The sequence below is a fragment of the Terrabacter sp. NPDC080008 genome, from assembly GCF_040702505.1.
GTDB lineage: Bacteria > Actinomycetota > Actinomycetes > Actinomycetales > Dermatophilaceae > Terrabacter.
The window spans coordinates 962,746-985,278 of the sequence record NZ_JBFBLC010000001.1 but is presented as its reverse complement, the minus strand read 5'-3'; the positions used below and the strand labels follow the sequence as shown (position 1 = coordinate 985,278).

The 22,533-nt window shown below is 70.3% G+C and carries 19 protein-coding genes and 1 pseudogene; 2 read left to right on the top strand and 18 right to left on the bottom strand.

Features of this window, described 5'->3' with window-relative positions; all coding sequences use genetic code 11:
* Window positions 1-5: 5 nt before the first annotated feature.
* The 8 genes and pseudogenes from purS to AB0316_RS04535 all read right to left on the bottom strand — a co-directional run.
* Window positions 6-254, bottom strand: a pseudogene (purS, locus tag AB0316_RS04570) (phosphoribosylformylglycinamidine synthase subunit PurS); the annotation flags it as partial.
* Between the two features lie 91 nt (window positions 255-345).
* Window positions 346-975: a hypothetical protein gene (locus tag AB0316_RS04565; protein ID WP_366270830.1), complete on the bottom strand. Its 630-nt coding sequence runs from the start codon at window positions 973-975 to the stop codon at window positions 346-348.
* A gap of 87 nt (window positions 976-1,062) precedes the next feature.
* Window positions 1,063-1,533 (bottom strand): hypothetical protein, encoded by a 471-nt coding sequence (locus AB0316_RS04560; protein WP_366270828.1) that lies wholly within the window; start codon window positions 1,531-1,533, stop codon window positions 1,063-1,065.
* Window positions 1,534-1,706: 173 nt separating this feature from the next.
* Window positions 1,707-2,621, bottom strand: coding sequence for a phosphoribosylaminoimidazolesuccinocarboxamide synthase (locus AB0316_RS04555; RefSeq protein ID WP_366270826.1), 915 nt, complete (start codon window positions 2,619-2,621; stop codon window positions 1,707-1,709).
* 79 nt (window positions 2,622-2,700) lie between these two features.
* On the bottom strand, window positions 2,701-3,474 hold the full coding sequence (locus AB0316_RS04550; protein ID WP_366270824.1) for a hypothetical protein: 774 nt from the start codon (window positions 3,472-3,474) through the stop codon (window positions 2,701-2,703).
* A 164-nt stretch (window positions 3,475-3,638) separates the two neighbouring features.
* Window positions 3,639-4,265 (bottom strand): RNA polymerase sigma factor, encoded by a 627-nt coding sequence (locus AB0316_RS04545; protein WP_366270822.1) that lies wholly within the window; start codon window positions 4,263-4,265, stop codon window positions 3,639-3,641.
* 69 nt (window positions 4,266-4,334) lie between these two features.
* Complete coding sequence (gene purD, locus AB0316_RS04540; RefSeq protein WP_366270820.1) at window positions 4,335-5,612, bottom strand: phosphoribosylamine--glycine ligase; 1,278 nt, start codon at window positions 5,610-5,612, stop codon at window positions 4,335-4,337.
* A gap of 10 nt (window positions 5,613-5,622) precedes the next feature.
* On the bottom strand, window positions 5,623-6,261 hold the full coding sequence (locus tag AB0316_RS04535) for a GNAT family protein (protein WP_366270818.1): 639 nt from the start codon (window positions 6,259-6,261) through the stop codon (window positions 5,623-5,625).
* Window positions 6,262-6,321: 60 nt separating this feature from the next.
* Here AB0316_RS04535 and AB0316_RS04530 point away from each other — a divergent pair, with 60 nt between their 5' ends.
* Entirely contained in the window at window positions 6,322-8,646 is a 2,325-nt protein-coding gene (locus tag AB0316_RS04530) for an ATP-binding domain-containing protein (protein WP_366270816.1), read from the top strand.
* Between the two features lie 366 nt (window positions 8,647-9,012).
* Here AB0316_RS04530 and lysS read toward each other — a convergent pair whose 3' ends face one another.
* From lysS to AB0316_RS04480, 10 genes are all read right to left on the bottom strand, one after another.
* Window positions 9,013-10,791 (bottom strand): lysine--tRNA ligase, encoded by a 1,779-nt coding sequence (gene lysS / locus AB0316_RS04525; protein ID WP_366270814.1) that lies wholly within the window; start codon window positions 10,789-10,791, stop codon window positions 9,013-9,015.
* Window positions 10,792-10,850: 59 nt separating this feature from the next.
* The gene (locus tag AB0316_RS04520; RefSeq protein WP_366270812.1) at window positions 10,851-12,161 is read right to left on the bottom strand and encodes an adenylosuccinate synthase; all 1,311 of its coding nucleotides are present in this window, start codon (window positions 12,159-12,161) and stop codon (window positions 10,851-10,853) included.
* 201 nt (window positions 12,162-12,362) lie between these two features.
* On the bottom strand, window positions 12,363-13,274 hold the full coding sequence (locus tag AB0316_RS04515) for a hypothetical protein (protein ID WP_366270810.1): 912 nt from the start codon (window positions 13,272-13,274) through the stop codon (window positions 12,363-12,365).
* Between the two features lie 220 nt (window positions 13,275-13,494).
* The gene (locus AB0316_RS04510) at window positions 13,495-14,298 is read right to left on the bottom strand and encodes a Cof-type HAD-IIB family hydrolase (protein WP_366270807.1); all 804 of its coding nucleotides are present in this window, start codon (window positions 14,296-14,298) and stop codon (window positions 13,495-13,497) included.
* A 14-nt stretch (window positions 14,299-14,312) separates the two neighbouring features.
* A complete protein-coding gene (locus AB0316_RS04505) occupies window positions 14,313-14,720 on the bottom strand; it encodes a DUF3151 domain-containing protein (RefSeq protein WP_366270805.1) in 408 nt (135 codons plus the stop codon).
* Complete coding sequence (locus tag AB0316_RS04500; RefSeq protein ID WP_366270802.1) at window positions 14,717-15,517, bottom strand: Cof-type HAD-IIB family hydrolase; 801 nt, start codon at window positions 15,515-15,517, stop codon at window positions 14,717-14,719. Before AB0316_RS04500 ends, AB0316_RS04505 begins: the two co-directional genes overlap by 4 nt.
* Window positions 15,514-16,302 (bottom strand): pentapeptide repeat-containing protein, encoded by a 789-nt coding sequence (locus AB0316_RS04495; protein WP_366270800.1) that lies wholly within the window; start codon window positions 16,300-16,302, stop codon window positions 15,514-15,516. Before AB0316_RS04495 ends, AB0316_RS04500 begins: the two co-directional genes overlap by 4 nt.
* A 107-nt stretch (window positions 16,303-16,409) precedes the next feature.
* Window positions 16,410-18,782 carry an AAA family ATPase gene (locus AB0316_RS04490; RefSeq protein ID WP_366270797.1) on the bottom strand — a complete coding sequence of 791 codons (2,373 nt, stop codon included), beginning with the start codon at window positions 18,780-18,782 and terminating at the stop codon, window positions 16,410-16,412.
* 187 nt (window positions 18,783-18,969) lie between these two features.
* Window positions 18,970-20,001, bottom strand: coding sequence for a class II fructose-bisphosphate aldolase (fbaA, locus tag AB0316_RS04485; protein ID WP_366270795.1), 1,032 nt, complete (start codon window positions 19,999-20,001; stop codon window positions 18,970-18,972).
* Window positions 20,002-20,144: 143 nt separating this feature from the next.
* Window positions 20,145-20,993 carry a GNAT family N-acetyltransferase gene (locus AB0316_RS04480; RefSeq protein WP_366270793.1) on the bottom strand — a complete coding sequence of 283 codons (849 nt, stop codon included), beginning with the start codon at window positions 20,991-20,993 and terminating at the stop codon, window positions 20,145-20,147.
* A gap of 34 nt (window positions 20,994-21,027) precedes the next feature.
* Here AB0316_RS04480 and AB0316_RS04475 point away from each other — a divergent pair, with 34 nt between their 5' ends.
* A complete protein-coding gene (locus tag AB0316_RS04475) occupies window positions 21,028-22,443 on the top strand; it encodes an FAD-dependent oxidoreductase (RefSeq protein ID WP_366270791.1) in 1,416 nt (471 codons plus the stop codon).
* Window positions 22,444-22,533 lie beyond the last annotated feature (90 nt).

Here is a 22,533-nt window from a genome sequence, read left to right as displayed (position 1 = left end):
GGGGCCTCGTCGAGGACGTGCACCGAGACGACGTCCTCGATGACCGGGTTGGACAGCAGCTTCTCGGCGGCCTCCCGGGCCGCGGCGAGGTGCTCGTCCGTGACGTCACCGTCGACGGAGAGCACGAAGCGCTTGCCCTGCCGGACGTCGGTGAACCCGTCGAAGCCCAGCCGTGGCAGGGCCCCGCCGACGGCCTGGCCCTGGGGGTCGAGGATCTCGGGCTTGAGCATGACGTCGACGACGATGCTTCCCATCAGTGGTGGGTCTCCTGCGCTGGATGGGTGAGGGGACGTCCCCAGGACGGGCCGAGTCTATCGGGCGCCCGACACGCCTCCCGACAACGTCTCAACGGGACGTCAGCGCGTCCAGCGCCACCGCCATCGCCATCCCGACGCGCCAGTCGATCGAGCGCCCGTCCTCCTGCGCCGGCAGCGTCACCCGGTGGACGCCCCTGACCCCTGCCCGCGTCGTCGCGCTCAGGGCCACCCGGCCGTCGGCGGAGACGAAGTCGACGTGGAGGAGGAAGGGGCCGGGGAGGTCGCCGACGACGGGGACGACCTCCCAGAGCCTGCGCGCGACCGCGACCGTGGTGTTGCGCTCCCGGCCGACGAACTGGCGCCCGTCAGGCAGGCCCAGCGTCCACGTCGAGCTGACGGGCGAGGCGCTGAAGCGCTTCTTGAACCAGCCGATCGGTTGCCCGTGGCTGTCGGTGACGTCGTAGGTCGTGCCGAGGTCGAGGCGGCGGCGGGCCTGGAAGCCGAAGAGGGGGTGCTCCTTGGCGGCGTCGGTGTAGAAGGTGACCTGCTCCCTGGCGGCCGTGCGGTCCTGCTCGGCGAAGCACAGCAGGCCGAGCTGCCGCCCCCGCTCGTCCGCGCGGACGACCTCGTAGCGGTTGACCGCGAGCGTCAGCTCCTGCCGCAGGACGTAGCGCTCGGCAGGCGCGTCCACCACGGCGTCGGGAGGCGGCTCGCTCATGCCGTCAGGGTGCCACAGCGCGGCCTCCCCACCGGGGGGGGTGTATGCCGTGTGCCTGGGGTGAGGGTGCCGAGCCGCGGCCGCGCGTCAGTCGGTCCGCGACGAGTCGGCGACGGCGGTGCCGCCGTGCCGGGCGCGCAGGGGCAGCCAGACGGCGACCGCCATCGTGGCCATGGCGAGCGGCACGTGGACCGCCGTCAGCGAGTCGAGGCTGTCGTCGGCGATCAGGCCACCGATGTACGACTCGAGCAGGAGCAGCACGACGAGGGCCGTGCTGCCGATGAGGAGGTCGCGACGCGGCCGGAGCTTGACGAACGCGACGACGACCGCCGCCACGGCGAGGACGAGGGCGACCTCGCCCCCGTGGGCGTGCACCTCGATCCACGAGCTCGCGGCGTCGCGTTCGCCGTCGTGCTCGAGGAAGATGCCGGCCCAGAGGCCCTGCAGGAGGACGAGCAGGGCCGTGAGGCCGGTGAGGATGCCGAAGAGGCGGCGTCCGGGGGTCGCGGCGTTCGCGGTGCCGGGTTCGGACTCGACACGGGTCGACGTGGGTGCCATGAGGCGCTCCTGGGATCGGGACCTGCCGTTCCGGCAGAACCGGCGACGCTTCCCAGCCCGGGTGAACTGGAGGTGAACTCCCGGCATGGCGCAGCCCTACTCAGCCTTGGAGCATCATCCGAATCCCCTGGGCGCAGACCGCACCGACGGCACGAGCTGCGTCAGGCGTCTCCTCAGAACGTCTCGCCGGTGAGGCGCTCGTAGGCCTCGACGTACTTCGCCCGGGTCTGCTCGACGACGTGCGCGGGCAGCTCGGGCGGCGGGCCACCGGCCTTGCGGTCCCAGCCCGACTCGGAGGAGGTCAGCCAGTCGCGGACGAACTGCTTGTCGTAGGAGGGCTGCGGGTGACCCGGCTCCCACAGCTCGGCCGGCCAGAAGCGCGACGAGTCCGGCGTCAGCACCTCGTCGGCCAGGACCAGGCCGCCCGAGCCGTCCGGGGCAATGCCGAACTCGACCTTGGTGTCGGCGATGAGGATGCCGCGCCCGGCGGCGATCTCGTTGCCCCGGGCGAGGATCGCGCGCGTCAGTCGCGACACCTCGGCCGCGACCTCTGGGCCGAGCTCGGCGTCGACCTCGGCCGGCGACATGGGAAGGTCGTGCTCACCGACCGGCGCCTTGGTCGTCGGGGTGAAGACCGGCTCCGGCAGCTTCGAGCCGTCGACGAGCCCCTCCGGCAGGGTGACGCCGGAGACCGACCCCTTGGCGGCATACTCCTCCAGCCCACCACCGGTCAGGTACGCACGGGCGATCGCCTCGACCTTGAGCATCTCCAGCTTCCGCACCAGGACGGCCCGGCCTGCCACGGCCTCGGGGACGTCGGTCGACACCACGTGATTGGGGACGAGGTCGGAGAGCTGGTCGAACCACCACAGCGACAGGCGGGTCAGCACGGCGCCCTTGTCGGGGATCTCCGGCGACATCATCCAGTCGTACGCGGACAGGCGGTTCGAGGCGACGAGGAGCAGCTGGTCGGGCACCACCTCGCCGTCCGGCCCGACCGGCGCGTAGAGGTCGCGCACCTTGCCGGAGTAGACGTGCTCGTAGCCGGGCAGCTCGACCTGGCTGGTTGTGGCGCTCGCGTCAGTCACGGCGCCCATCCTTCCATCACGGCGCTCGGGGTGCCGCAGACGTGCCGCTGCGCCGGCACGGTGCAGCGGCACGCCTGTCTCACGGGACGGGCTCGAGCCCGACCACGCCACCCTGCGAGGCGACCTTCACCCCCACCGCCGGCGCGCGATCGACGACCTTCCCGGTCGCGCCGAGCACCTGCGCCTCCACCTTGAGGACATCACCCACGATGGTCGGCGCCTCCATGTGAGCGATCACGAACGCGTAGCCGTCGAAGGTTGCCGTCGTCACCCAGGGTCCGGGGCGACCGTTCACCGACCAGCGGGCCCGCACCGACGTCGCGTCCGGCGCCACGACCGCCCAGCCGGACGCATCGACGAAGTCCGGGGTCGACGGTTTCCCGTCGACACCGCCACTGACGCCGAGCGATACCCGGGGCGGGGTGCGGCTCGGGTTCGTCTTGCTGCCCAGCAGCCCGCCGTCGACGAATTGCAATTCGCCGGCCGGGGCGCTGCAGCCCCACTTGCTGCCGTCGGTGGCCGTGACGACGACGGTGAGCAGCCTGATGGGGAAGGCACCGCCGACCTCGACGAAGCGCTCGTGCGCCGTGGAGCGGGCCGTGATGTGGAACTGTCTCGTGCAGCCCTTCGTGATCGTCCGGGCCTCCGCGGTGGTGAGTGGCCCGGTTCTGAGAGCGACGGCAGCCGGTCCGGTCTCGGTCGCCGAGGCCGCTGCCGGGCGCGTGGTGGCTCCGGTGGGCGTCGCGGACGCCCTGGGCGCCGAGGGGGTCGACGACGTCGCCGTCGACGCGTTCGTGGCTTCGCCCGCCCCGGGCGCAGGCTCCGTGACGTCACCGTGCCTCAGGGCGCTCACACCCACCACGCTTGCGCCGACCACACCGGCCGCTGCAAGGGCGCTGAACGGAGCGAGCCACCGAGAGCGGAGGGCTCGCTCGCTGTGAGGGGCGTCCGCAGAAAGGACCCGGGCCAGGACGGCCTCCGGCTCCGGCAGCGTGCGGTCGGGAGGCGGCGTGAGGGTCATGACAGGGCCTCCTTGAGGGCGGCGATCTCGATGATGCCGGACAGGCTCCGGCGGGCCCGGTGCAGACGTGACTTGAGGGTGCCCTCCGGCACCCCGAGCGCCACGGCGGCCTCCGCGAGCGAGCAGCCCGACCACACCACGAGCTCGATGGCTTCACGCTGGGCCGCCGGGATGCGACCAAGAGCGCGGCGGACCTCGCTCATTCGCCGTTCGTCGTCGACCCGAGTCGCGGTGTCCAACGCGTGGTCCCCCGTCGCGGTCGCGCCGGCCACGGACTCCATGCGGCCGACCAGCAGCCGCTGCCGGCGCGCGGACCGCACGGCGTTGGTGCACTCGTGGCCGGCCATCACGAGCAGGACGGCGAGCGCCGACTCGGCGCGTAGCTCGTCCACCGTCCCCTGCCGGGCTCGGCGCCACAGTGAGGTGAACGTGGCCTGCACGACGTCCTCCGCCGTCGACCACGACGTGGTGCGGCGGAACGCGAAGTTGTAGACGGCGTCGGAGTGCCGGCGGAAGAGCGCGGTCAGCGCCCGCTCGTCCACGACGGCGAGTCGGGACCACAGCTCCCGGTCGCTCCCGGGCATGGCTTGTGAAGCGATGCCTCCCCTGTCAGGCAACGTCATCGGACCTCCTCCGGTCACGGTAAGGGCGTTCATACCGTGGAGAGTCCGGCCGCGCCGGGAGGGTTCGCCTCAGCCGGTGGAGATCTCGCCGCGTTCGGCGCGCAGTGCGATGTCGGTGCGGTGGTGCGAGCCCTCGAGCTCGATGACGGCGACCGCGTCGTAGGCCGCCTGCCGGGCCTCGGCTAGCGAGGGCGCCACGGCGACGACGTCGAGGACCCGCCCACCTGCCGACACGAGCGCCCCGTTTCCGTCGAGCGCGGTCCCGGCGTGCAGGACGACGACGCCGGGCACCTCGGCCGCGGCGTCGAGCCCCGTGATGGGATCACCGGTGCGGGGGGACGCGGGGTAGCCCTCGGACGCCACCACCACGACGACCGCGTGGTCGTCGGACCAGCGCAGCCGGCCGAAGTGGGCCAGGCCGCCCGTGGCGGCGGCGAGCAGCAGCTGGGCGAAGGGCGTCTCGAGCCGGGCGATGGACGCCTGCCCGTCGGGGTCGCCGAAGCGGGCGTTGAACTCGATGACCTTCGGACCGCGGGAGGTCAGCGCGAGCCCGACGTAGAGGGTCCCGACGAACGGGGTGCCACGGCGACGCATCTCGTCGACCGTCGGCTGCGCCACGCGCGCGACGACATCGTCCGCGAGACCTGCCGGAGCCCAGTCCAGCGGCGAGTAGGCGCCCATGCCGCCGGTGTTGGGGCCCGCGTCGTCGTCGGCGACCCGCTTGAAGTCCTGCGCCGGAGCGAGCGCGACCACCGCCTGTCCGTCGCTGATGCAGAAGACCGAGACCTCGGGGCCGTCGAGGAACTCCTCGACGACGAGCCGCCCGTCCGGCTTGGCGAGGCAGGCGCGGGCGTGCTCGAGGGCCGTCTCCCGCGAGTCGGTGACGACGACGCCCTTGCCTGCGGCCAGCCCGTCGTCCTTGACGACGTGCGGGGACCCGAGTGCGTCGAGGGCCACCTCGACCTCGGCCATCGTCGTGCACACGTGCGCGAGCGCGGTCGGCACGTCCGCACAGGCCATGACCTCCTTCGCGAAGGACTTGCTGCCCTCGAGCCGGGCCGCCTCGGCAGAGGGGCCGAAGACCGGGAAGCCCGCCTCACGGCATACGTCCGCGACTCCTGCGACGAGCGGAGCCTCCGGGCCGACGACGACGAGATCGACGTCGTGCTCGCGGGCCAGGGCGGCGACGGCGGCGCCGTCGAGGATGTCGACCGGCACGCACAGCGCGGTGGCGTCGATGCCCGGGTTGCCGGGTGCGGCGATCACCGCGTCGACCTCCGGGTCGGCCGCGACGGCCTTGACGAGGGCGTGCTCACGGGCTCCGGAACCGAGGACGAGGACCTTCACGGGCGCCAGCCTAGGGGGATGCCAGCCGGGCCAGCAGCCTTGCCCGCACCGCGGGCCACTCGTCGACCAGGATCGAGTGCACGGCGGTGTCACGCCACGAGCCGTCGGCGCGGCGCACGTCGCGCCGCGTGACCCCCTCGAAGGTCGCGCCCAGCCTGAGGATCGCGGCCCGGGACCGTTCGTTGACGACGTCGGTCTGGATCTTGACGCGCCCGAAGCCGCACGTGTCGAACGCGTGCCCGAGCAGCAGCAGCTTGGCCTCGGGGTTGACCTGTGTGCCCCACCAGCGCGAGCCGTACATCGTCCACCCGAGGTGCACGTGCTCCCGCACGGTGTCGACGTCGCCGAGCGAGCTCGTGCCGACGACAGTCCCTCCCGCGCCGAGCCCGCCGTCCGCGACGAGCCTGATCGTGTATGCCGTCCGGCCCGTCCCGTCGGCGGCGCGGGCCGCGACCGCCGCCTCCACCAGCGCCTCGGTCTCGGCGACCGTCCGGTGCGGTCGCGCCATCACGTAGCCCTGCTCGTAGCAGCGCGGGTCCGAGTAGACGGCGAAGAGCCCGTCGGCGTCGTCGGGAGTCGTCACGTCGAGCCGGACGAACCGGCCCACGAGCGGCGCGCCGGTCGGCGCGAAACAGGCCTTCTCGAGCATGGAGTGACAGTAGACTTGATGGTTCCCGCGCCGCCCGAGGCGCCCCTCGAGAGTCCATGGATGTCAGTGAGCACTTCGAACATGTCGTCCCAGCGGAGCAGCACTCCCGGTGCTCACCGGGCCACGGATGCCTCGCCGGTTGCCACCAAGCGCGTCCCCGACGAGCTCGCCCGCGAGATCGCCGTCGAGCAGGCGCACGTGGACCGCGTCCATAAGGAGCTCGAGAAGGCCGGCCTGCGTGCCGACAGCGTGCAGGCCGAGGGCCTGGCCCGCAGCCAGTTCGGGCGGCAGGTGGAGATCGGAGACGCCGAGGGCGCCGGCCTCTTCGAGCGCGACGCCCTGATGTTCCACGCGGCCAAGCGCCGCACGGCCCTGGACACGCAGTACGAGGGCCTGGTCTTCGGCCGGCTCGACATCGACCACGCCATGCTGCGCGCGGCCGCCGGCACCGAGGGCGACGGCCACCGCTCCGTCCGTGAGGCGTCCGAGGAGGACCGCGAGGTCCGCTACATCGGCCGTCTCGGCGTCCGCGACGACGACTACGAGCCGCTCGTCATCGACTGGCGCGCACCCGCCGCCTCCCCGTTCTACCGGGCGACGCCGACCCAGCCGATGGGCGTGATCCGCCGGCGCGTCCTGCGCAGCCGCGGCACCACCGTGATCGGCGTCGAGGACGACCTCATGGTCCCCGAGGCGCCCGACGACCTCGTCGTCGTCGGCGACGGGGCGCTCATGGCCGCCCTGACCCGCAGCCGTGGCGAGCGGATGCGCGACATCGTCGCGACGATCCAGGCCCACCAGGACGAGGCGATCCGGGCCAGCGCGCGGGGCGTCACGGAGATCACGGGCGGCCCCGGCACGGGCAAGACGGTCGTCGCGCTGCACCGGGCGGCATACCTGCTCTACTCCGACCGCCGTCGCTTCGAGTCCGGCGGCATCCTCGTCGTCGGCCCGTCGGGCGCCTACACGGCCTACATCGAGCGGGTGCTCCCGTCTCTCGGCGAGGAGAGCGTCGTCCTGCGCGCCCTCGGCGACGTGCTCGACGTCGTGAACACCGAGCGCCTCGACTCCCCCGCCGTCGCGCGCACGAAGGGCTCGACCCGCATCCGCACCCTGCTCGGCGCGGCCGCCCGCGGTCGCGTGCCGGAGGCCCCGACCGAGTTCCGCGCCATGGTCGCCGGCCGGCCCGTCCGCCTCGACGCCCGCGTCCTCGACCGCGTGCGCTCGCAGGTGCTGCGCCAGCACCAGCGCAACACCGCCACGGCCGCCGCGCAGGCCGCCCTCGGCGAGGCCGCCTGGGCATCGCTGGGCATCACCGGCGACCGCGACGCCAAGGAGGAGTTCCTCGACAAGTGGGAGGACCACCTCGACGTCGAGGCCTTCCTCCAGTCGTGGTGGCCGCAGGTCGACCCGCGCGAGGTGCTGCTCTGGCTCGGCGATCCGGCCCTCGTGCGCCGGCACGCCCGCGGCTCGCTGCGCGACGACGAGATCGAGCCCCTGGCCGCGTCCTTCCGGCTGGCCCTCGAGACGGGCACGTGGTCGGTGGCCGACGTGGCCCTCATCGACGACATCTCCGCTCGGCTCGGCCCGGTCCAGGAGGCGCCGCAGGAGGAGCGCGGCTTCTACGAGATCGAGGAGCTCGAGGACCTCAGCCAGTACGGCGTCACCGAGGTCCAGCCGGTGCGCAGCGCGGCGCGTGACGACGGCGCGCCCGTCGTCCTCACCCAGCCCCGCGAGAAGCTGCTCGCCGGACGCGTGGGCAAGCCCGAGGAGTACGCCCACGTCCTCGTCGACGAGGCGCAGGACCTCTCGCCCATGCAGTGGCGCATGATCGGCCGCCGGGGTCGGTACGCGTCGTGGACCGTCGTCGGTGACGCCGCGCAGGCGTCGTGGCCCGACGCGACCGAGGCCGCCGCCGCGCGCGAGGACGCCTTCGGCTCGCAGGCGCGCCAGTCGTTCCACATGGACACCAACTACCGCAACGCCCGCGAGATCTTCGACTACGCGGCCGAGGTGGTGCGCCGCGAGGTGCCCGACGCCGACATCCCCCAGGCGGTGCGCGAGACGGGAGTCGAGCCGCTCGAGCGGCCGCTCGGTGTCGACGTGCTCGCCTCGGTCACCGAGGCCGTCGAGTCCCTGCTGCAGCAGGTGGAGGGGGCCATCGCCGTCATCACGCCCGGCGCCCACGCCGCCGCGCTGGCGCCGGTCGCCGAGCTCGGCGACGGCCGCGTGCAGGTCATCGACCCGATGTCGACGAAGGGCCTCGAGTACGACGCCACGGTCGTGGTCGACCCCGACGAGATCACCGCCGAGTCCCCCGGCGGGATCCGCGTGCTGTACGTCGCGCTGACGCGTGCTGCGCACCGCATGACGGTGCTGTCCTGAGAGCCGGCGGCCGCGCGGCAACTGCCGCCGTCAGGTAAAGGTTTGTTCAAGGATGCGGTCGGGGCGTCGACTGTGGCCGCCGTCGGGAGGATGATTGGGCCCATCGCCGAGGCGCGCGAACCTACCCTCCCCGCCGTCTCCTCCCCCCAAGAGACCCTCGGCGCAGCGCGTCGGTCCGACTCCCCCCAACAGGACGGCGCACTCGGGCGAGGGACGAGATGCAACCCCCCTGCATCTCGCCCCTCGCCCGCTCCCATGTCCGTGACGCAAAGTGCCCACTCGACGATCGTGGAGTGGGCCCTTTGCGTCACGGCACTCCGGCCGTATGCGTGGGGCTCCGTGGCCCTCAGTGGCCCTCGGAGGCCCTCAGTGGCCGAGGAGGGTGCGCACCCGGTCGGCGCCGACGGCGAGCAGCAGCGTGGGCAGCCGGGGTCCGGTGTCCTTGCTGACGAGCAGGCGGTAGACGAGGACGAAGAAGGCGCGCTGGGCGGCCGACAGCTCCGGGTCCTTGACCTTGGCCGCCGGGTCGATGCCGCGCTGGATCTTCGGCACGCCGTAGACGAGGTGCGTCAGGCCGTCCAGCGACCAGTGCTCGTCGAGGCCCTCGACGAGCAGGCGCAGCGACTCCCGCTGCGCCTCGTCGAGGCTGCCGAGCAGCTCGGTGTCCGGCTCGGTGCGCACGATGGTGCGGTCCTCGGCCGGGACGTAGCCGAGCATCCAGCGCTCGGCGCAGTCGAGCCGCGGGCGCAGGTCGTCGGTCGAGGTGACGGGGTTGTCCGGCTCGAGCTCGCCGAGGATGCGGACGGTCTGCGCCTCGTCGCCCTGCGTCACGTCGACGACGGACGCGATGGTGCGGAACGGCATCGGGCGCGGCGTCGTCGGCAGCGGGCCGGCGGCGGTCGAGGTGGCGCGTAGGTGCGCCGCGAGGTCACCGGCCTGGGCGGAGCCGTCCGCGACCTTGCGGTTCAGGGCGTCCCACTCGTCGTAGAGGCGCTGCAGCTCCGGACCGAAGGCGACGTCGAAGCTCTGGTTGGGCCGGCGCCGGGCGTAGAGCCAGCGCAGCACCGGCGCCTCCATGACCTCCAACGCGTCGGTCGGGATCGGCACGCCGCCCTTGCTCGAGCTCATCTTGGCCATGCCCGCGATGCCGACGAACGCGTACATCGGGCCGATCGGCCGCTCCCAGCCGAAGATCGGCGCCAGGTCCTTGCCGACGACGAAGCTGCTGCCCGGGCTCTGGTGGTCGACGCCCGACGGCTCGAACATGACGTGCTCGTGCGCCCAGCGCATCGGCCAGTCGACCTTCCACACGAGCTTGCCGTTGGTGAAGGTGTCGAGGTCGACGGTCTCATGGTGGCCGCACTTCGTGCACTCGTAGGTCAGCTCGTGGCTGTCGTCGTCGTAGGCCGTGACGGTCGTGAAGTCGGTGCCGCACTCGGTGCAGAAGGGCTTGAACGGGTAGTAGCCGGCCTTGCCCTCGCTGCCGTCGTCCTCGGACGCCGCACCGGAGCCGCGCTCGGCCTCGGTGGCCGCAGCGGCCTGCTCCTCGGTGAGCTTGGCGGCCTTCTGCTGCTGGCCGCCCTTGCCCTTGCCGCTCGCCTTCTGGCGCGCGGCCTCGACGGCCTCGAGCGTGCGGTACTGGTCGAGCACCTTGTCGATGGCGGTGCGCTCACGCATCGCGAGCAGCACCTGCTCGCGGTAGACGCCGGCGCGGTACTGCTCGGTCTGGCTGATCTGCCGCACCTCGATGCCGGTGGCGGCCATGGCCTCGAGCAGCGGGGCCTTGAAGTGGTCGGCCCAGCTCGCGTGCGGCGAGCCGGCCGGCGGCGGCACGGACGTGAGCGGCATACCGATGTACTGCTCCCACGAGTCGTCCACGCCCGCAAGGTTCTTCGGCACTCGACGGAAGCGGTCGAAGTCGTCCCAGCTGAGGATGTGCTCGCAGTCGATGCCGCGACGCTTGATCTCGTCGGCGACGAGGTGCGGCGTGATGAGCTCGCGGAAGTTGCCGAGGTGGATCGGGCCGGACGGGCTGATGCCCGATGCACAGACGATCGTCTCGCCGGGGTTGCGCTCCTGCGCCTCCGCGATCACGTCGTCGGCCAGACGCGTGACCCAGTCGAGCGCGGTGACCTCTTCAGTCATGGGTTTCCTTCAGTTGCAAGAGCTTTGGTATGCGGTGTGCCTGGCTGGGCGTGGACGCGTCAGCCCGCGACGGCCGGCTTGAGCGGGAAGCGCTCGATGATCTCGTCGCGGCCCGGGCCGACGCCGATGGCCGACACCCGGGCACCGATGAGCTCCTCGACGCGCAGCACGTAGGCCTGGGCGTTGGCCGGCAGGTCCTCGAAGGTGCGGCACTGGCTGATGTCCTCCCACCAGCCGTCGAGCTCCTCGTAGATCGGGACCGCGTGGTGGAAGTCGGTCTGGTTGACCGGCATCTCGTCGTGGCGCACGCCGTCGACGTCGTAGGCGACGCAGACCGGCACCTTCTCGAGGCCGGTCAGGATGTCGAGCTTGGTGATGACGAAGTCGGTGACGCCGTTGATCCGGGTCGCGTAGCGGCCGATGACCGTGTCGAGCCAGCCGCAGCGCCGCGGGCGGCCGGTGGTCACGCCGAACTCGGCACCGGTCTTGCGCAGGAACTCGCCCATGTCGTCGTGCAGCTCGGTGGGAAACGGTCCTTCACCGACGCGCGTCGTGTACGCCTTGAGGATCGCGATGACCGAGTCGATGCGGGTCGGCGGCACCCCGGAGCCGGTGCAGGCCCCGGCCGCGACGGCGTTGCTCGACGTGACGTAGGGGTAGGTGCCGTGGTCGACGTCGAGCAGGGTCGCCTGCCCCGCCTCGAAGAGCACCGTGTCGCCCCGGTCGAGCGCCTGGCTCAGCACCAGGCTCGTGTCGGCGACCATGGGGGCGAGGCGGTCGGCATACGACAGCAGCTCCTCGACGACCTCGTCGACCGCGGACGCGCGCGTGTTGTAGACCTTGACGAGGATCTGGTTCTTCAGCTCGAGGGCCGCCTCGACCTTCTGGCGCAGGATGCCCTCGTCGTAGAGGTCCTGGATGCGGATGCCGACGCGGTTCATCTTGTCGGCATACGTCGGGCCGATGCCGCGGCCGGTGGTGCCGATGCGGCGCTTGCCGAGGAAGCGCTCGGTCACCTTGTCGATGGTGCGGTTGTAGCTCGGGATGACGTGCGCGTTGGCGCTGACGAGCAGCTTGCTCGTGTCGATGCCGCGGGCCTGCAGGCCGTCGAGCTCCTCGAAGAGGACCGACAGGTCGATGACGACGCCGTTGCCGATGACCGGGGTGCAGTTCGGGGAGAGGATGCCGGAGGGGAGCAGGTGCAGCGCGTACTTCTCGCGCTTGCCGTCCTTCTCGATGACGACGGTGTGGCCGGCGTTGTTGCCGCCGTTGAACTTGATGACGTAGTCGACGCTGCTGCCGAGCAGGTCGGTCGCCTTGCCCTTGCCCTCGTCGCCCCACTGCGCTCCGACGAGCACGATTGCCGGCATCGGTCTGCCTTCCGGTTGTGGTTCAAGCCAACCGCAAGGTTATCGGTTCGAGACCCGTGTCCCCGACTCCGCCCGCCCCACCCGCGGCGTCCCCGGCCGCGCGCCCCGTGCGTCCGCAGGGTCTCCTGGGAACCGCTGGGTCTTCCTGCACGCGTTCGATCACGTACCAGGTGACCCGAACGAGGGCCTCGTACCTTTCGCTCACGCTGCCGCCAGCTCCACGGCGGCCTCGACACGGGCCCGGACGGCCGCCGGGTCGCGCAGGTCCGCCATCGTCAGCCGCACGACGACCCACCCCAGCGACCGGATGCGGTCCTCGCGCAGCTTCTCCTCCCAGAGCGCCTGCCGGTCCTCGTACTTGACCCGCCCGTCGAACTCGACCAGGACACGGGTTCCGCGAAGGCGCAGGTCGGCGCGGTAGCCACGGCCGCCCCGTGTCCACCGGCCGGTGCCGGGCACGACGAACTGCGGGTCGAGCTCGTGCCCGGCCAGCCGGAGGAGGTGGGCCACCAAGGTCTCCCCCGGCGACTCGTGCCGAGGGTCGCAGCAGTCGCGCACCGCTCGCACGCCAGCAGCGCCGTGCCGGCGTCCGAGCCCGTCCACCGCGACGGCCAGCTCGGTTGCTGTGACGAGGTTTCGTCGGAGGGCGTCGTCCGCCGGCACGAGGAAGGCCCGCGGGTCCCTCAGCCCGGCAGCCGCGATCGCGACCGCGGGGTGCACCGTTCCCGAGGTGGGCCGGGGCAGGAGCAACGGAGCGGCGGGCCGGTACGGGTGGACCACGAGGTCGGCTTTGCGATGCCGGTTGGTGTCGGGGTCTGTCAGCTCGAGGTGGACGCAGCGCAGGTCCGGCCGCCACGTCGCGATGCCGAGCCGCAGCAGCGCCGATGCGTCGGTAGCGACCGCGCGGCCGGCGTACTCGGCGAGCAGCGCCTCGACGCGCAGGCGATGCAGGTCGGCGTCGTCGCGCGGCAGGCGCGTCGCGTACCAGCCGCGGTGCAGCCGGACGATACGCCGTTCCCGGAGCAGGCGGCGCAGGTCGGCCCGGGTCAGGCCGGACGCCAATGCACGGGCGGCGGGGAAGACGTCGTGGTGGGCGATGAGGGCGGGGTCCATGTCCCGACCCTGCTGCGGCCCTGCTCGAGCGGCCATGCCGGAGCTGGTGGCTGTGGACGCGGCGGCGTCGGGTGCCGGGGATGTGGACGCGCAGGTCCGTTCGTGAGCGATCCGGTCGGTCGGTAGGTGGTGAACCACGTACCGACGGACCGAACGCACACCAGCGGGCTCAACGCATACGGGCTCGACCGGAACCGAACCGGGCCGCACGAGCGAAGCGTCAGTGCGAGGCGAGCCAGCGCTCGAGGTACTCGGCGACACCGTCCTCGCGGTGGTGGGCGGTCACGACGTGAGCGGCCTCCAGCGCCGGCTCCACGGCGTTGGCGACGGCGACGGCCGTGCCGGCCACGGCGAACGCGGACACGTCGTTGTGGTTGTCGCCGAAGAAGACCGTGTCCTCGAGGCCGACCCCGAGCTCCCCGGCCAGCGCCCGCAGTCCGTCGCCCTTGGAGCAGGCGGCGTTGGCCATCTCGAGGTAGGTCGGCTTGGACCGGTACGTCACCATGCCGGTGCGTCCGGCCAGCGCCGTCTCGAGCTCGTCGACGAGCGCCGGGTCGCCCATCGCCATGACCTTGTGCGGCGGGCGCGCGTCCACCCAGCCCCGCCCCACGTAGTCGTGCGCCGACTCCGCGTTCGGTTCGACGGCCGTGACCATCGCCTCGCGCTCGGTCCACTCGTCGGGGCCCCAGGCGTACCAGTCGTCACCGGCGAAGAAGCTCGCGTGCAGGCCAAGACGCGAGCACACGGCATACGCCTCCCGGGCGTCGCCCGGCGCGATCGGCACGTCGGTCACAACGCTGCGGTCCGCGCGTAGGACGAGACCGCCGTTGTACGCGATGAGCGGGGTCGGCTCGACCCCGCAGAGCCGCTCGAGGCCCTCCAGCGACGCCGGCATCCGCGAGGAGCAGAGCACGAACGCGTGCCCCGCCGACCGCACCGCCCGGATGGCGGCGACGGTGCGGTCGGAGAGGGTGCGACGGTGGTCGAGCAGCGTGCCGTCGACGTCGGAGCAGAAGAGGGTCATGCGATGGAGCGGGCTCAGAGACCGAGCTCGCGCGCCCCCTCGGCCGAGCTGTCGCGGAGGAACTGCGTGCAGCGGGCCTCCTCGTCGCTCTCGCCGATGGCGCGGGCGGCGCGGGCCAGGGCTGCGAGCGCCCGGAGGAAGCCCCGGTTGGGCTCGTGCGACCACGGCACGGGGCCCTGGCCACGCCAGCCGGACTTGCGCAGGCTGTCCAGCGCCCGGTGGTAGCCGGTGCGGGCGTACGCGTACGCCTCGACGTCGCGGTCACCGTCGCCGAGCGCGTCCTCGGCGAGGACGGCCCACGCGAGCGAGCTGGCGGGGTAGGAGGCCGCCACCTGGACGGGGTCGACGCCGGCGTCGAGCTTCTCGGCGGCCGGGTCGGGCGCGAGGCGGGTCTCGGGGATGCCAAGCAGATTGTCAGTCATGATCCGATCCAAGATTCGAGGAACTGGGCCACACCATCATCGTGGTGCCGCGCCGTGGTGTGTGTGGCGGCGGCCAGAACCTCCGGTCGGCCGTTCGCAACAGCAACCGACGTCCCCACTACCGCGAAGGCAGGAAGGTCGTTGTAGTTGTCGCCGAAGAACACCACGTCCGACAGTGCCACCTGCAGGTCCCCAGCCACGGATTTCACCGCATCCCCCTTGGAGCAATTGCCGTTGGCGATCTCGAGATAGGTGTCTTTGGATCGGTACGAGATCAGCCCAGCCATCCCACCGACGGAGGAAGCAATCTGATCGATGAGGTTCGATTCCCCCATGCACATCACCTTGTGGGGGCTGCCCCCGGGGAGGCGGGTCTCCCCGAAGTAGTCATGGGCGGATCTCAAGCTGGGAGCGACAGCCGTGTTGTTGGTCTCCCTTCGGCTCCAGAAGTCATCGTCCCACGCATACCAGTCGTCTCCCACGTAGACGCTCATGTGCACGTTGAGGTCGCGACATCTTTCGTACAGGGCTCGTGCATCCCGCTCGCCAATTGGCACATTGAGGGACGCCGAGCCGTCTGAGCGGAGGACCAGACCCCCGTTGTAGGCAATCATGGGAGCGTCATGACCGTCGTAAAGCCCCTCGAGGATGCGCATTGACGACGGCATGCGCGACGAACAGAGCACGAACGAGTGGCCCGCGTCCAGCGTCGACCGTATCGCCGCCACCGTACGATCAGACAGCGTTCGCTCAGGATTCAGGAGCGTCCCGTCGATATCAGAGCAAAACAACGTCACGGCACATGCCTTTCTTCACCGGATTGCGGCAACGGCGTGAAGCCGCTTGGCCATCTCGTCCCCTGGTCCCACACCACGTCATTCACGGTCGCCCCATCGAGACGGCAATCCGTGAAGTCGCACCCTCTCACGTCGCTGGAGTCCAGATTCGCATGACTCAGGTCAGCGCCACGCATGTCGCAGTCGCGTAGATCCACGCCGGCGAGATCTGCTTCGCGCAGCATTGCCGTACGGAAGTCCCCTCGCGAGAATGAGGCACCAGCCGCCTCCGACTCGCTTAGATTGGCCCTCTTGAAGTCCCCGCCTTGCATTCGCACCGATTTCAACGTGGAGCGATAGAGATTTGCGCCCACAAAAGATGCACGTGGCAGTCGCGCACCGGACCAGTCGGACTCGTGGCCACTCACCCCATCAAAGGAGGCATCTTCACCCACGGCCCGCCGAAACCGGGCGTTGCGCAGATCCGCATTCTCGAAGTTCGCCTCGTCCAGTGAACAGTCGTCTAGCGTCGACGAACTCAATAGGGCATGACGAAAGTCCGTCTGAGAAAGCGTGCACCCCGAGAGATTTGCATCCTGAAGATCTCTTTCCGTGAAGAAGATCTGACTCAGGTCTCGGGCGCGCAAGTCCACCCCTCTCAACGCCTTCGTCGAGAGCAGGCTGGTGATGAATCGCTGCCTCTCGCCCCGGCTCTGTTCGGCATGGCGTTCACGAGACTCAAACGCGCGCTCGATCGCGAGGAGTACCAGCCCGACGCCGGCGCTCACGACGATGCTGGTGCCCATGTCGGTGTACTTGTCGCCTTCGCGCGGTCCGACGGCCCACATGATTAGGCCGCCACCGAGGGCAACCACAGCGACGCCGAGAGCGACGACCGTCGACTGCGGCCGCCTCACGAGGCCCCGAAAGACGTGGAGGCTGCAAACTGGCGCAGCGCGCCGGCGCGGTCGGCTTCGCCATTCGCATCCAGCTCTTTGGCAGCTGAAAGAAGCACCCCGTGCAGGTCGGTGTCAGGTGTTCCAACGGCCGTACGCAGGTGGTCGAGGGCCTCGTCGTAGTTGCCGAGACGCAGCGTCACCTCACCGAGCAGAAGCTCCGTTTCGTGGATGCCTTGCACAAAGCGCACAACTCGATGCAACGTCACCGCCTTCACTAGGTCCAGCTTCGCCTCATCTAGCTCATGTGCATCGGCCGCGGACATCATCCGCATCAGACCCCGGTACTGCAGAGCGATTGCCTCCGAGCGCCTCGATCCCGCCTGAATACTCCACTCCATGACGCGGTCAACCACGCGCGCGGCCTCGCTCGCATCCCCTACGAGGCGAAGCGCCTTCGCATAGGGAATGAGGAACCGATGGCCGGCAACGCGCTTGTCCACACAGGAGATCGATTGCTTGTACAGGTCAAGAGCACCTCGCAGATCCCCTGCTACGCGCAACTGCTTCGCCTTGATCCGCAGGGTTCTGGCCTTCAGCGTCGCTGAGCTGACGCGTTGTACACGCGCATAGGCTTCTTCCACGTAGTGCTGACTCGTCCTGCCGTGCTCGGTCGCCTTCACTGGATCGCTGCCTGCCAGTTTCTCGTACTGGCGGCCATGAACCTCTGCGAGGTCGCACGCGACCTCGCAGATCGCCTCTTCCAAGTTGTTGGCCCTGGCAAGCACCTCACAATTGGCGTAGGCCTCGAACGACTCCGCGATCTTGCCTTCGAAGAGGAGTGCGTCGCCGAGGTAGTTCAGCGCCATCGCCCGCGAGTCCGCAGGCAGAGGGTCACCCAACATAGTCTCTAGAACTTTTCGGGCCTCGACAGTCTCTGTCACACCGAGCAGCGCCTCCACAAGCTCCAGCCCAACAGCACTCTTGGACTCGTGCCCGGTGAGAATGGCATGATCCGCTGACTCATACGCGTCGCGGTATAGGGAGGCCGCTTCGCGTGCGCTCCCGGTCTTTGCCGCGCTTCGGGCAGCTCGCAAAAGGTAAGGAAAGGCCTCTGTATAGTTCGACGCGGCGTGCAGGTGCCGTCCGATGAGCGCGTCCCAGTCTTCGTTCGTGGAGCCGATGAAGTGCGTCAGAACCTCAGCAACTTTCGCATGGATGCGGCGGCGGCGAAGCCCACTCAAGGACTGGTAGAGGACGTCACGGATCTTGCCGTGCGAGAACTCAAACGTGTCATCTCTGACGTCCACCTCGCGAATGATGTCGAAGGACAGAAACTGCTCCAGGTGCCCGAGCAGTTCTTCTTCACCGATGGAGATCAGCTTCGACAGAACCTCGAAGGCGAAGCGCCTTCCGACCACCGCGGCATACTCGAGGTCCTGCCTTCGGTCACCGTCGAGAGCGTTCAGGCGGGCAGCGATGACATCTTCAACCGTCTCCGGGATCCTCCAGACATCGATGAGCCCACCGAACGTCCACACCCCGTCCACCGCTCGAAGTGGAGGCACCTCCTGGGACGGACCCGGCGTGCTTAGAGTTCGCAAGATCTCTCGGATGAAGAGCGGGTTCCCTTCGGTCTCCTTCGCCAGTTTGTCGTAGAAGGCACCGGGTAGGTCACACCTCCCTCCCAGCATCACCTGCGTGAGTTCGGCGATGTCGCGCTCGGCGAACGTGTCGACTTCTAAAAGCGTGAGCATGCCGTCGACGCGCCTCGCGGTGGTGATGACGGTACGCAGGGGGTGCGTGGACGCCATGGTCAGATCTCGTCGATATGCCCCCATGAGCAGCACTGGCGCTTCTGAGATGCGCGAGATGAGACATATCAGCGCGTCTGCGCTACCAGCATCGAGATGCTCCAGGTCGTCGATGAAGATAATGAGAGGTGCCCGGCTTTGGGCGGAGAAGCGCCCCACAATGACATTGGTGAACGTCGCCACCAGTGCTTCACGCCGGCTGGCAGGCTCCGCGGTGGGAGACTCGCTGACCGCCGCCATCTCGGACTGCGTCGAGTTCTCCCCGTAGATTTCCGCGACGGCCTTGTCGAGCGGCCTGCCCTCCGTGAGCTGCCGGACTATCTCCCGAATCGGGAAGAAGCTCATGCCATCATGGAATGGCTCGCAAGCAATACGCACCACCTGAGCCCCTCGCGCCAGCGCCCTTTCCAGAGCCGCTGACGCCAAAGCGGACTTGCCTACTCCGCTGTGGCCCGAAAGGAGGGCCACTCGCGATGTGGATTTCTCCTGTGCCGCAAGAAGATTATCGATCATGCCGTCCAGGGCGTGCATCTCACGCTGACGCCCGAAAAGATCAGAACTGAGCCCGTCCCCCACGCACTTCCCCCTGCCCGACACGCCGCTGGACCGCCTGTCGCTGCTCACGCGGGAGCGAATGGCATGAGTCTGATTTACACCATGTGGAGGGGGCAGTCCATGGCTATTGAACAGATATTTCTACCTTGGAACGCGCCGACGCCCCTCGGGGCCTTGCCCGAGAGGCGTCGGTCGTCACTTGCGGCGGCTAGGCCTGGTGGCGGCCGGCCGATCGCAGAGCCGAGCATGATTCGACCACCCTGGCCGACATGGCGGCCTCTGCCGCTGCGCCCCAATTGCGCGGGTCGTACTGCTTCTTGTTGCCGACCTCGCCGTCGACCTTGAGCACGCCGGCGTAGTTGGAGATCATCCAGTCCGCGACCTTGCGGGTGAAGGCGTACTGCGTGTCGGTGTCGACGTTCATCTTGACGACGCCGTTGTCGACGGCGGCCGAGATCTCCTCGGGCAGCGAGCCGGAGCCGCCGTGGAAGACGAGGTCGAAGGGACGGGCGTCGTCGGACAGGCCGAGCTCCTTGGCGGCGGCCTGCTGGGCCTGCAGCAGGATCTCCGGGCGCAGCTTGACGTTGCCCGGCTTGTAGACGCCGTGGACGTTGCCGAAGGTCAGGGCCGTCAGGTAGCGGCCCTTCTCGCCGGCGCCGAGCGCCTTGACCGTGGCGATGGCGTCCTCGGGCGTGGAGTAGAGCTTCTCGTCGATGGCACCCTCGACGCCGTCCTCCTCGCCGCCGACGACGCCGACCTCGATCTCGAGGATGACGTTCGCGGCCTTGGCGAGGGCGAGCAGCTCCTGGGCGATCTGGAGGTTCTCGTCGAGCGGCACGGCCGAGCCGTCCCACATGTGCGACTGGAACCACGGCGTGCCGCCGGCCTTGACCCGCTCGGTGCTCGCCGCGAGCAGCGGGCGCACGAAGCCGTCGAGCTTGTCCTTGGGGCAGTGGTCGGTGTGGAGCGCGATGTTGACGGGGTAGTTCTTGGCCACCTCGTGCGCGTAGGCCGCGAAGGCGAGGGAGCCGCTGACCATGTTCTTGATGCTCGGGCCCGAGAGGTAGTCGGCGCCGCCCGTGGAGACCTGGATGATGCCGTCGGACCCCGCGTCAGCGAAGCCCTTGAGGGCGGCGTTCAGCGTCTGCGAGCTGGAGACGTTGATGGCGGGGTACGCGAAGGAGCCGGCCTTCGCGCGGTCCAGCATGTCGGCGTACACCTCGGGGGTGGCGATGGGCATTGCAACTCCTGCTGTCGGGGAAGCGGGTTCACGATCCGCTCGAAATCCTGCCACGTATGCCGGGTCGTGTCGGCGGGTGCCCACGAAGCGGTGAGCGCCCGCTCAGGCCGTCTTGCCGGGGCCGGCTCGGACGACCGGCGCGGTCAGCGGCGGGGGTCGAAGACGTACGGCGTCGTCGTCGCGACCCGGTGCAGACCGAGCCGGCGCAGGATCGGCTCGGAGTCCGGCGAGGCGTCGACCCGGACGTACTCCTTGCCCCGCTCGAGACCGAGTCGGGCGCGCTCGAGCAGGGTCGCCCGGTAGAGGCCGCGGCCGCGCCACTGCGGCAGCGTCGAGCCGCCCCACAGGCCGGTGAAGCTGCTCTCGTCGTACTCGCCTCGAGCTGCACACAGCACCGGGCCTTCTCGGGACTCCTCCACGACGACCACGTGCATCGACTCGGGCCTGGCCAGCCAGTCGGGGTAGAGCGACTCGGTGACGTAGGCGTGGTCCTCGCCCCACACCGTCTCGGACATGGTGCGGAAGCGCACGAAGTCCTCGAAGCAGTTGGCGGCCCGGACGACGACCCCCTCGGGCAGGTTGAGCTCCTGCTCGGCCAGGGGCGCGGCCTCGCCGAGGATGAGCGCCTCGTCGTCCTCGCGGACGAAGCCGGCGGCCTCGAGCCGCGCACCGAGGTCGGCCGGCTCGTCGTAGTCGTAGGTCTTCCACTCGACGCGCTGCCCGCGCTCGGCGAAGAAGTCACGCATCCGGGCGATCAGCGCGTCGGCGTCCTCCCCCAGCCCGTCGGGGCTCTCGACCATCGCGAAGTACCCGGCCGGGTCGAGGTCGTAGTGCTTGCGCGCCGGGCCCTCCAGCTCGACCGGCCGCTCGGCAGTGCCCAGCGGGACCGGCGCCCGGGTCTGGTCGTGGAAGACGCGCAGCAGCTGGTCCGGCTCGAGGGTCGCACGCGCGGGGGTGGAGGGGCCATCGCTCTGGAACGAAGAGGGGTTCACAGGGAGAGCCAAGCATGGTCGAATCCGTCTCGTCATGCCTGTTTCCCACCCCTCCCCGCGAGCCGCCGCTGCCCTCGCCGATGCCCGGCCCGCTCCGTTCTGGACGGACCGGCCCGAGCGACCCGAGTCCCGCGCGGCCCTGACCGGCGCCGCGCCGCGCACCGACCTGCTCGTCGTCGGCGGCGGCTTCACCGGGCTGTGGGCCGCAATCCAGGCCAAGGAGGCCGACCCGGCGCGGGAGGTCGCCGTCATCGAGGCCGGGCGCCTCGCCGACGGCGCGTCCGGGCGCAACGGCGGTTTCATGGCGCCGTCGCTGACGCACGGCCTCGCCCAGGGAGTCAGCTGCTGGCCCGAGGAGATGCCCACGCTCGACCGGCTCGCCGCCGAGAACATCGCGGGCATCGAGAAGACGCTCACGGCATACGACATCGACGCCGACTTCCACCGGCCAGGGGAGCTGACGCTCGCGCTCACCGACCACCAGGTGCCTGCCGTGCGGGAGTCCTACGACCTGCACCGCGCGCACGGCGTCCCGGCCGAGCTCCTCGACGCCGAGGCGGCGCAGGCGCGCGTGCACTCGCCCCTCTACCGGGCTGGGATGTACGACCCCGAGGTGGCACTCGTCGACCCGGCCCGCCTCGTGTGGGGACTGGCACGGGCCGCCGAGTCACTCGGCGTCAGGCTCCACGAGCACACGCGCGCAACGGGGTTCGACACCGAGGGCTCAGGCGTACGCGTCTCCCTGGGTGACGGCGGGTCCATCCACGCCCGACGCGTCGTTCTCGGCACGAACGCCTCGCAGGGGGTGCTCAAGCGCTTCAGCGCGTGGGTGCTGCCCGTCTACGACCACGTGCTCATGACCGAGCCGCTGAAGCCGGCCCAGCTCGCCGCGATCGGGTGGGAGGGACGCGAGGGGCTGACCGACGCGGGCAACCAGTTCCACTACTACCGAAGGACGCTCGATGACCGGGTGCTCTTCGGCGGCTACGACGCGAACTACCACTTCCCCGGCCGCATCGACCCGGCGCTCGAGCAGAACGACGCCTCGCACGGGCTGCTCGCCGACCACTTCCTCGACATCTTCCCGCAGCTCGAGGGCATCCGGTTCACGCACCGCTGGGCGGGGGTCATCGACACGACGTCACGGTTCACGCCGGTCTTCGGCACCGCCCTCGGCGGGCGCATGGCGTATGCCGTCGGCTACACCGGGCTGGGCGTCGCCTCCACCCGCTTCGGCGCGGCCGTCGCGCTCGACCTCGTCGACGGCAGGGACACCGAGCTCACCCGGCTGGAGATGGTGCGGCGCAAGCCGATTCCCTTCCCTCCCGAGCCGATCCGGTATGCCGCCGTGCGGGCCACCCGGTCCTCGCTCGCGGCCGAGGACCGGACCGGCCGGCGCAACCTGTGGCTGAAGTCGCTCGACCGGATCGGCGTCGGCTTCGACTCCTGACCGTTCGCCGTCGCAAAGCAAAGTGCCCACTCGACGTGCTCGGGTCGCCAGACCCCGAAGTCGGGTGGGCACTTTGCGTCACGGGCGGTG

What these genes read in the sequence shown, in the direction of transcription:
- AB0316_RS04565 (WP_366270830.1), bottom strand. Translation starts at nt 975, where the DNA reads ATGAGCGAGCCGCCTCCCGACGCCGTGGTGGACGCGCCTGCCGAGCGC.
- AB0316_RS04560 (WP_366270828.1), bottom strand. Translation starts at nt 1,533, where the DNA reads ATGGCACCCACGTCGACCCGTGTCGAGTCCGAACCCGGCACCGCGAAC.
- AB0316_RS04545 (WP_366270822.1), bottom strand. Translation starts at nt 4,265, where the DNA reads ATGACGTTGCCTGACAGGGGAGGCATCGCTTCACAAGCCATGCCCGGG.
- AB0316_RS04535 (WP_366270818.1), bottom strand. Translation starts at nt 6,261, where the DNA reads ATGCTCGAGAAGGCCTGTTTCGCGCCGACCGGCGCGCCGCTCGTGGGC.
- AB0316_RS04530 (WP_366270816.1), top strand. Translation starts at nt 6,322, where the DNA reads ATGTCAGTGAGCACTTCGAACATGTCGTCCCAGCGGAGCAGCACTCCC.
- lysS (WP_366270814.1), bottom strand. Translation starts at nt 10,791, where the DNA reads ATGACTGAAGAGGTCACCGCGCTCGACTGGGTCACGCGTCTGGCCGAC.
- AB0316_RS04520 (WP_366270812.1), bottom strand. Translation starts at nt 12,161, where the DNA reads ATGCCGGCAATCGTGCTCGTCGGAGCGCAGTGGGGCGACGAGGGCAAG.
- AB0316_RS04515 (WP_366270810.1), bottom strand. Translation starts at nt 13,274, where the DNA reads ATGGACCCCGCCCTCATCGCCCACCACGACGTCTTCCCCGCCGCCCGT.
- AB0316_RS04510 (WP_366270807.1), bottom strand. Translation starts at nt 14,298, where the DNA reads ATGACCCTCTTCTGCTCCGACGTCGACGGCACGCTGCTCGACCACCGT.
- AB0316_RS04505 (WP_366270805.1), bottom strand. Translation starts at nt 14,720, where the DNA reads ATGACTGACAATCTGCTTGGCATCCCCGAGACCCGCCTCGCGCCCGAC.
- AB0316_RS04495 (WP_366270800.1), bottom strand. Translation starts at nt 16,302, where the DNA reads ATGGGCACCAGCATCGTCGTGAGCGCCGGCGTCGGGCTGGTACTCCTC.
- fbaA (WP_366270795.1), bottom strand. Translation starts at nt 20,001, where the DNA reads ATGCCCATCGCCACCCCCGAGGTGTACGCCGACATGCTGGACCGCGCG.
- AB0316_RS04475 (WP_366270791.1), top strand. Translation starts at nt 21,028, where the DNA reads ATGCCTGTTTCCCACCCCTCCCCGCGAGCCGCCGCTGCCCTCGCCGAT.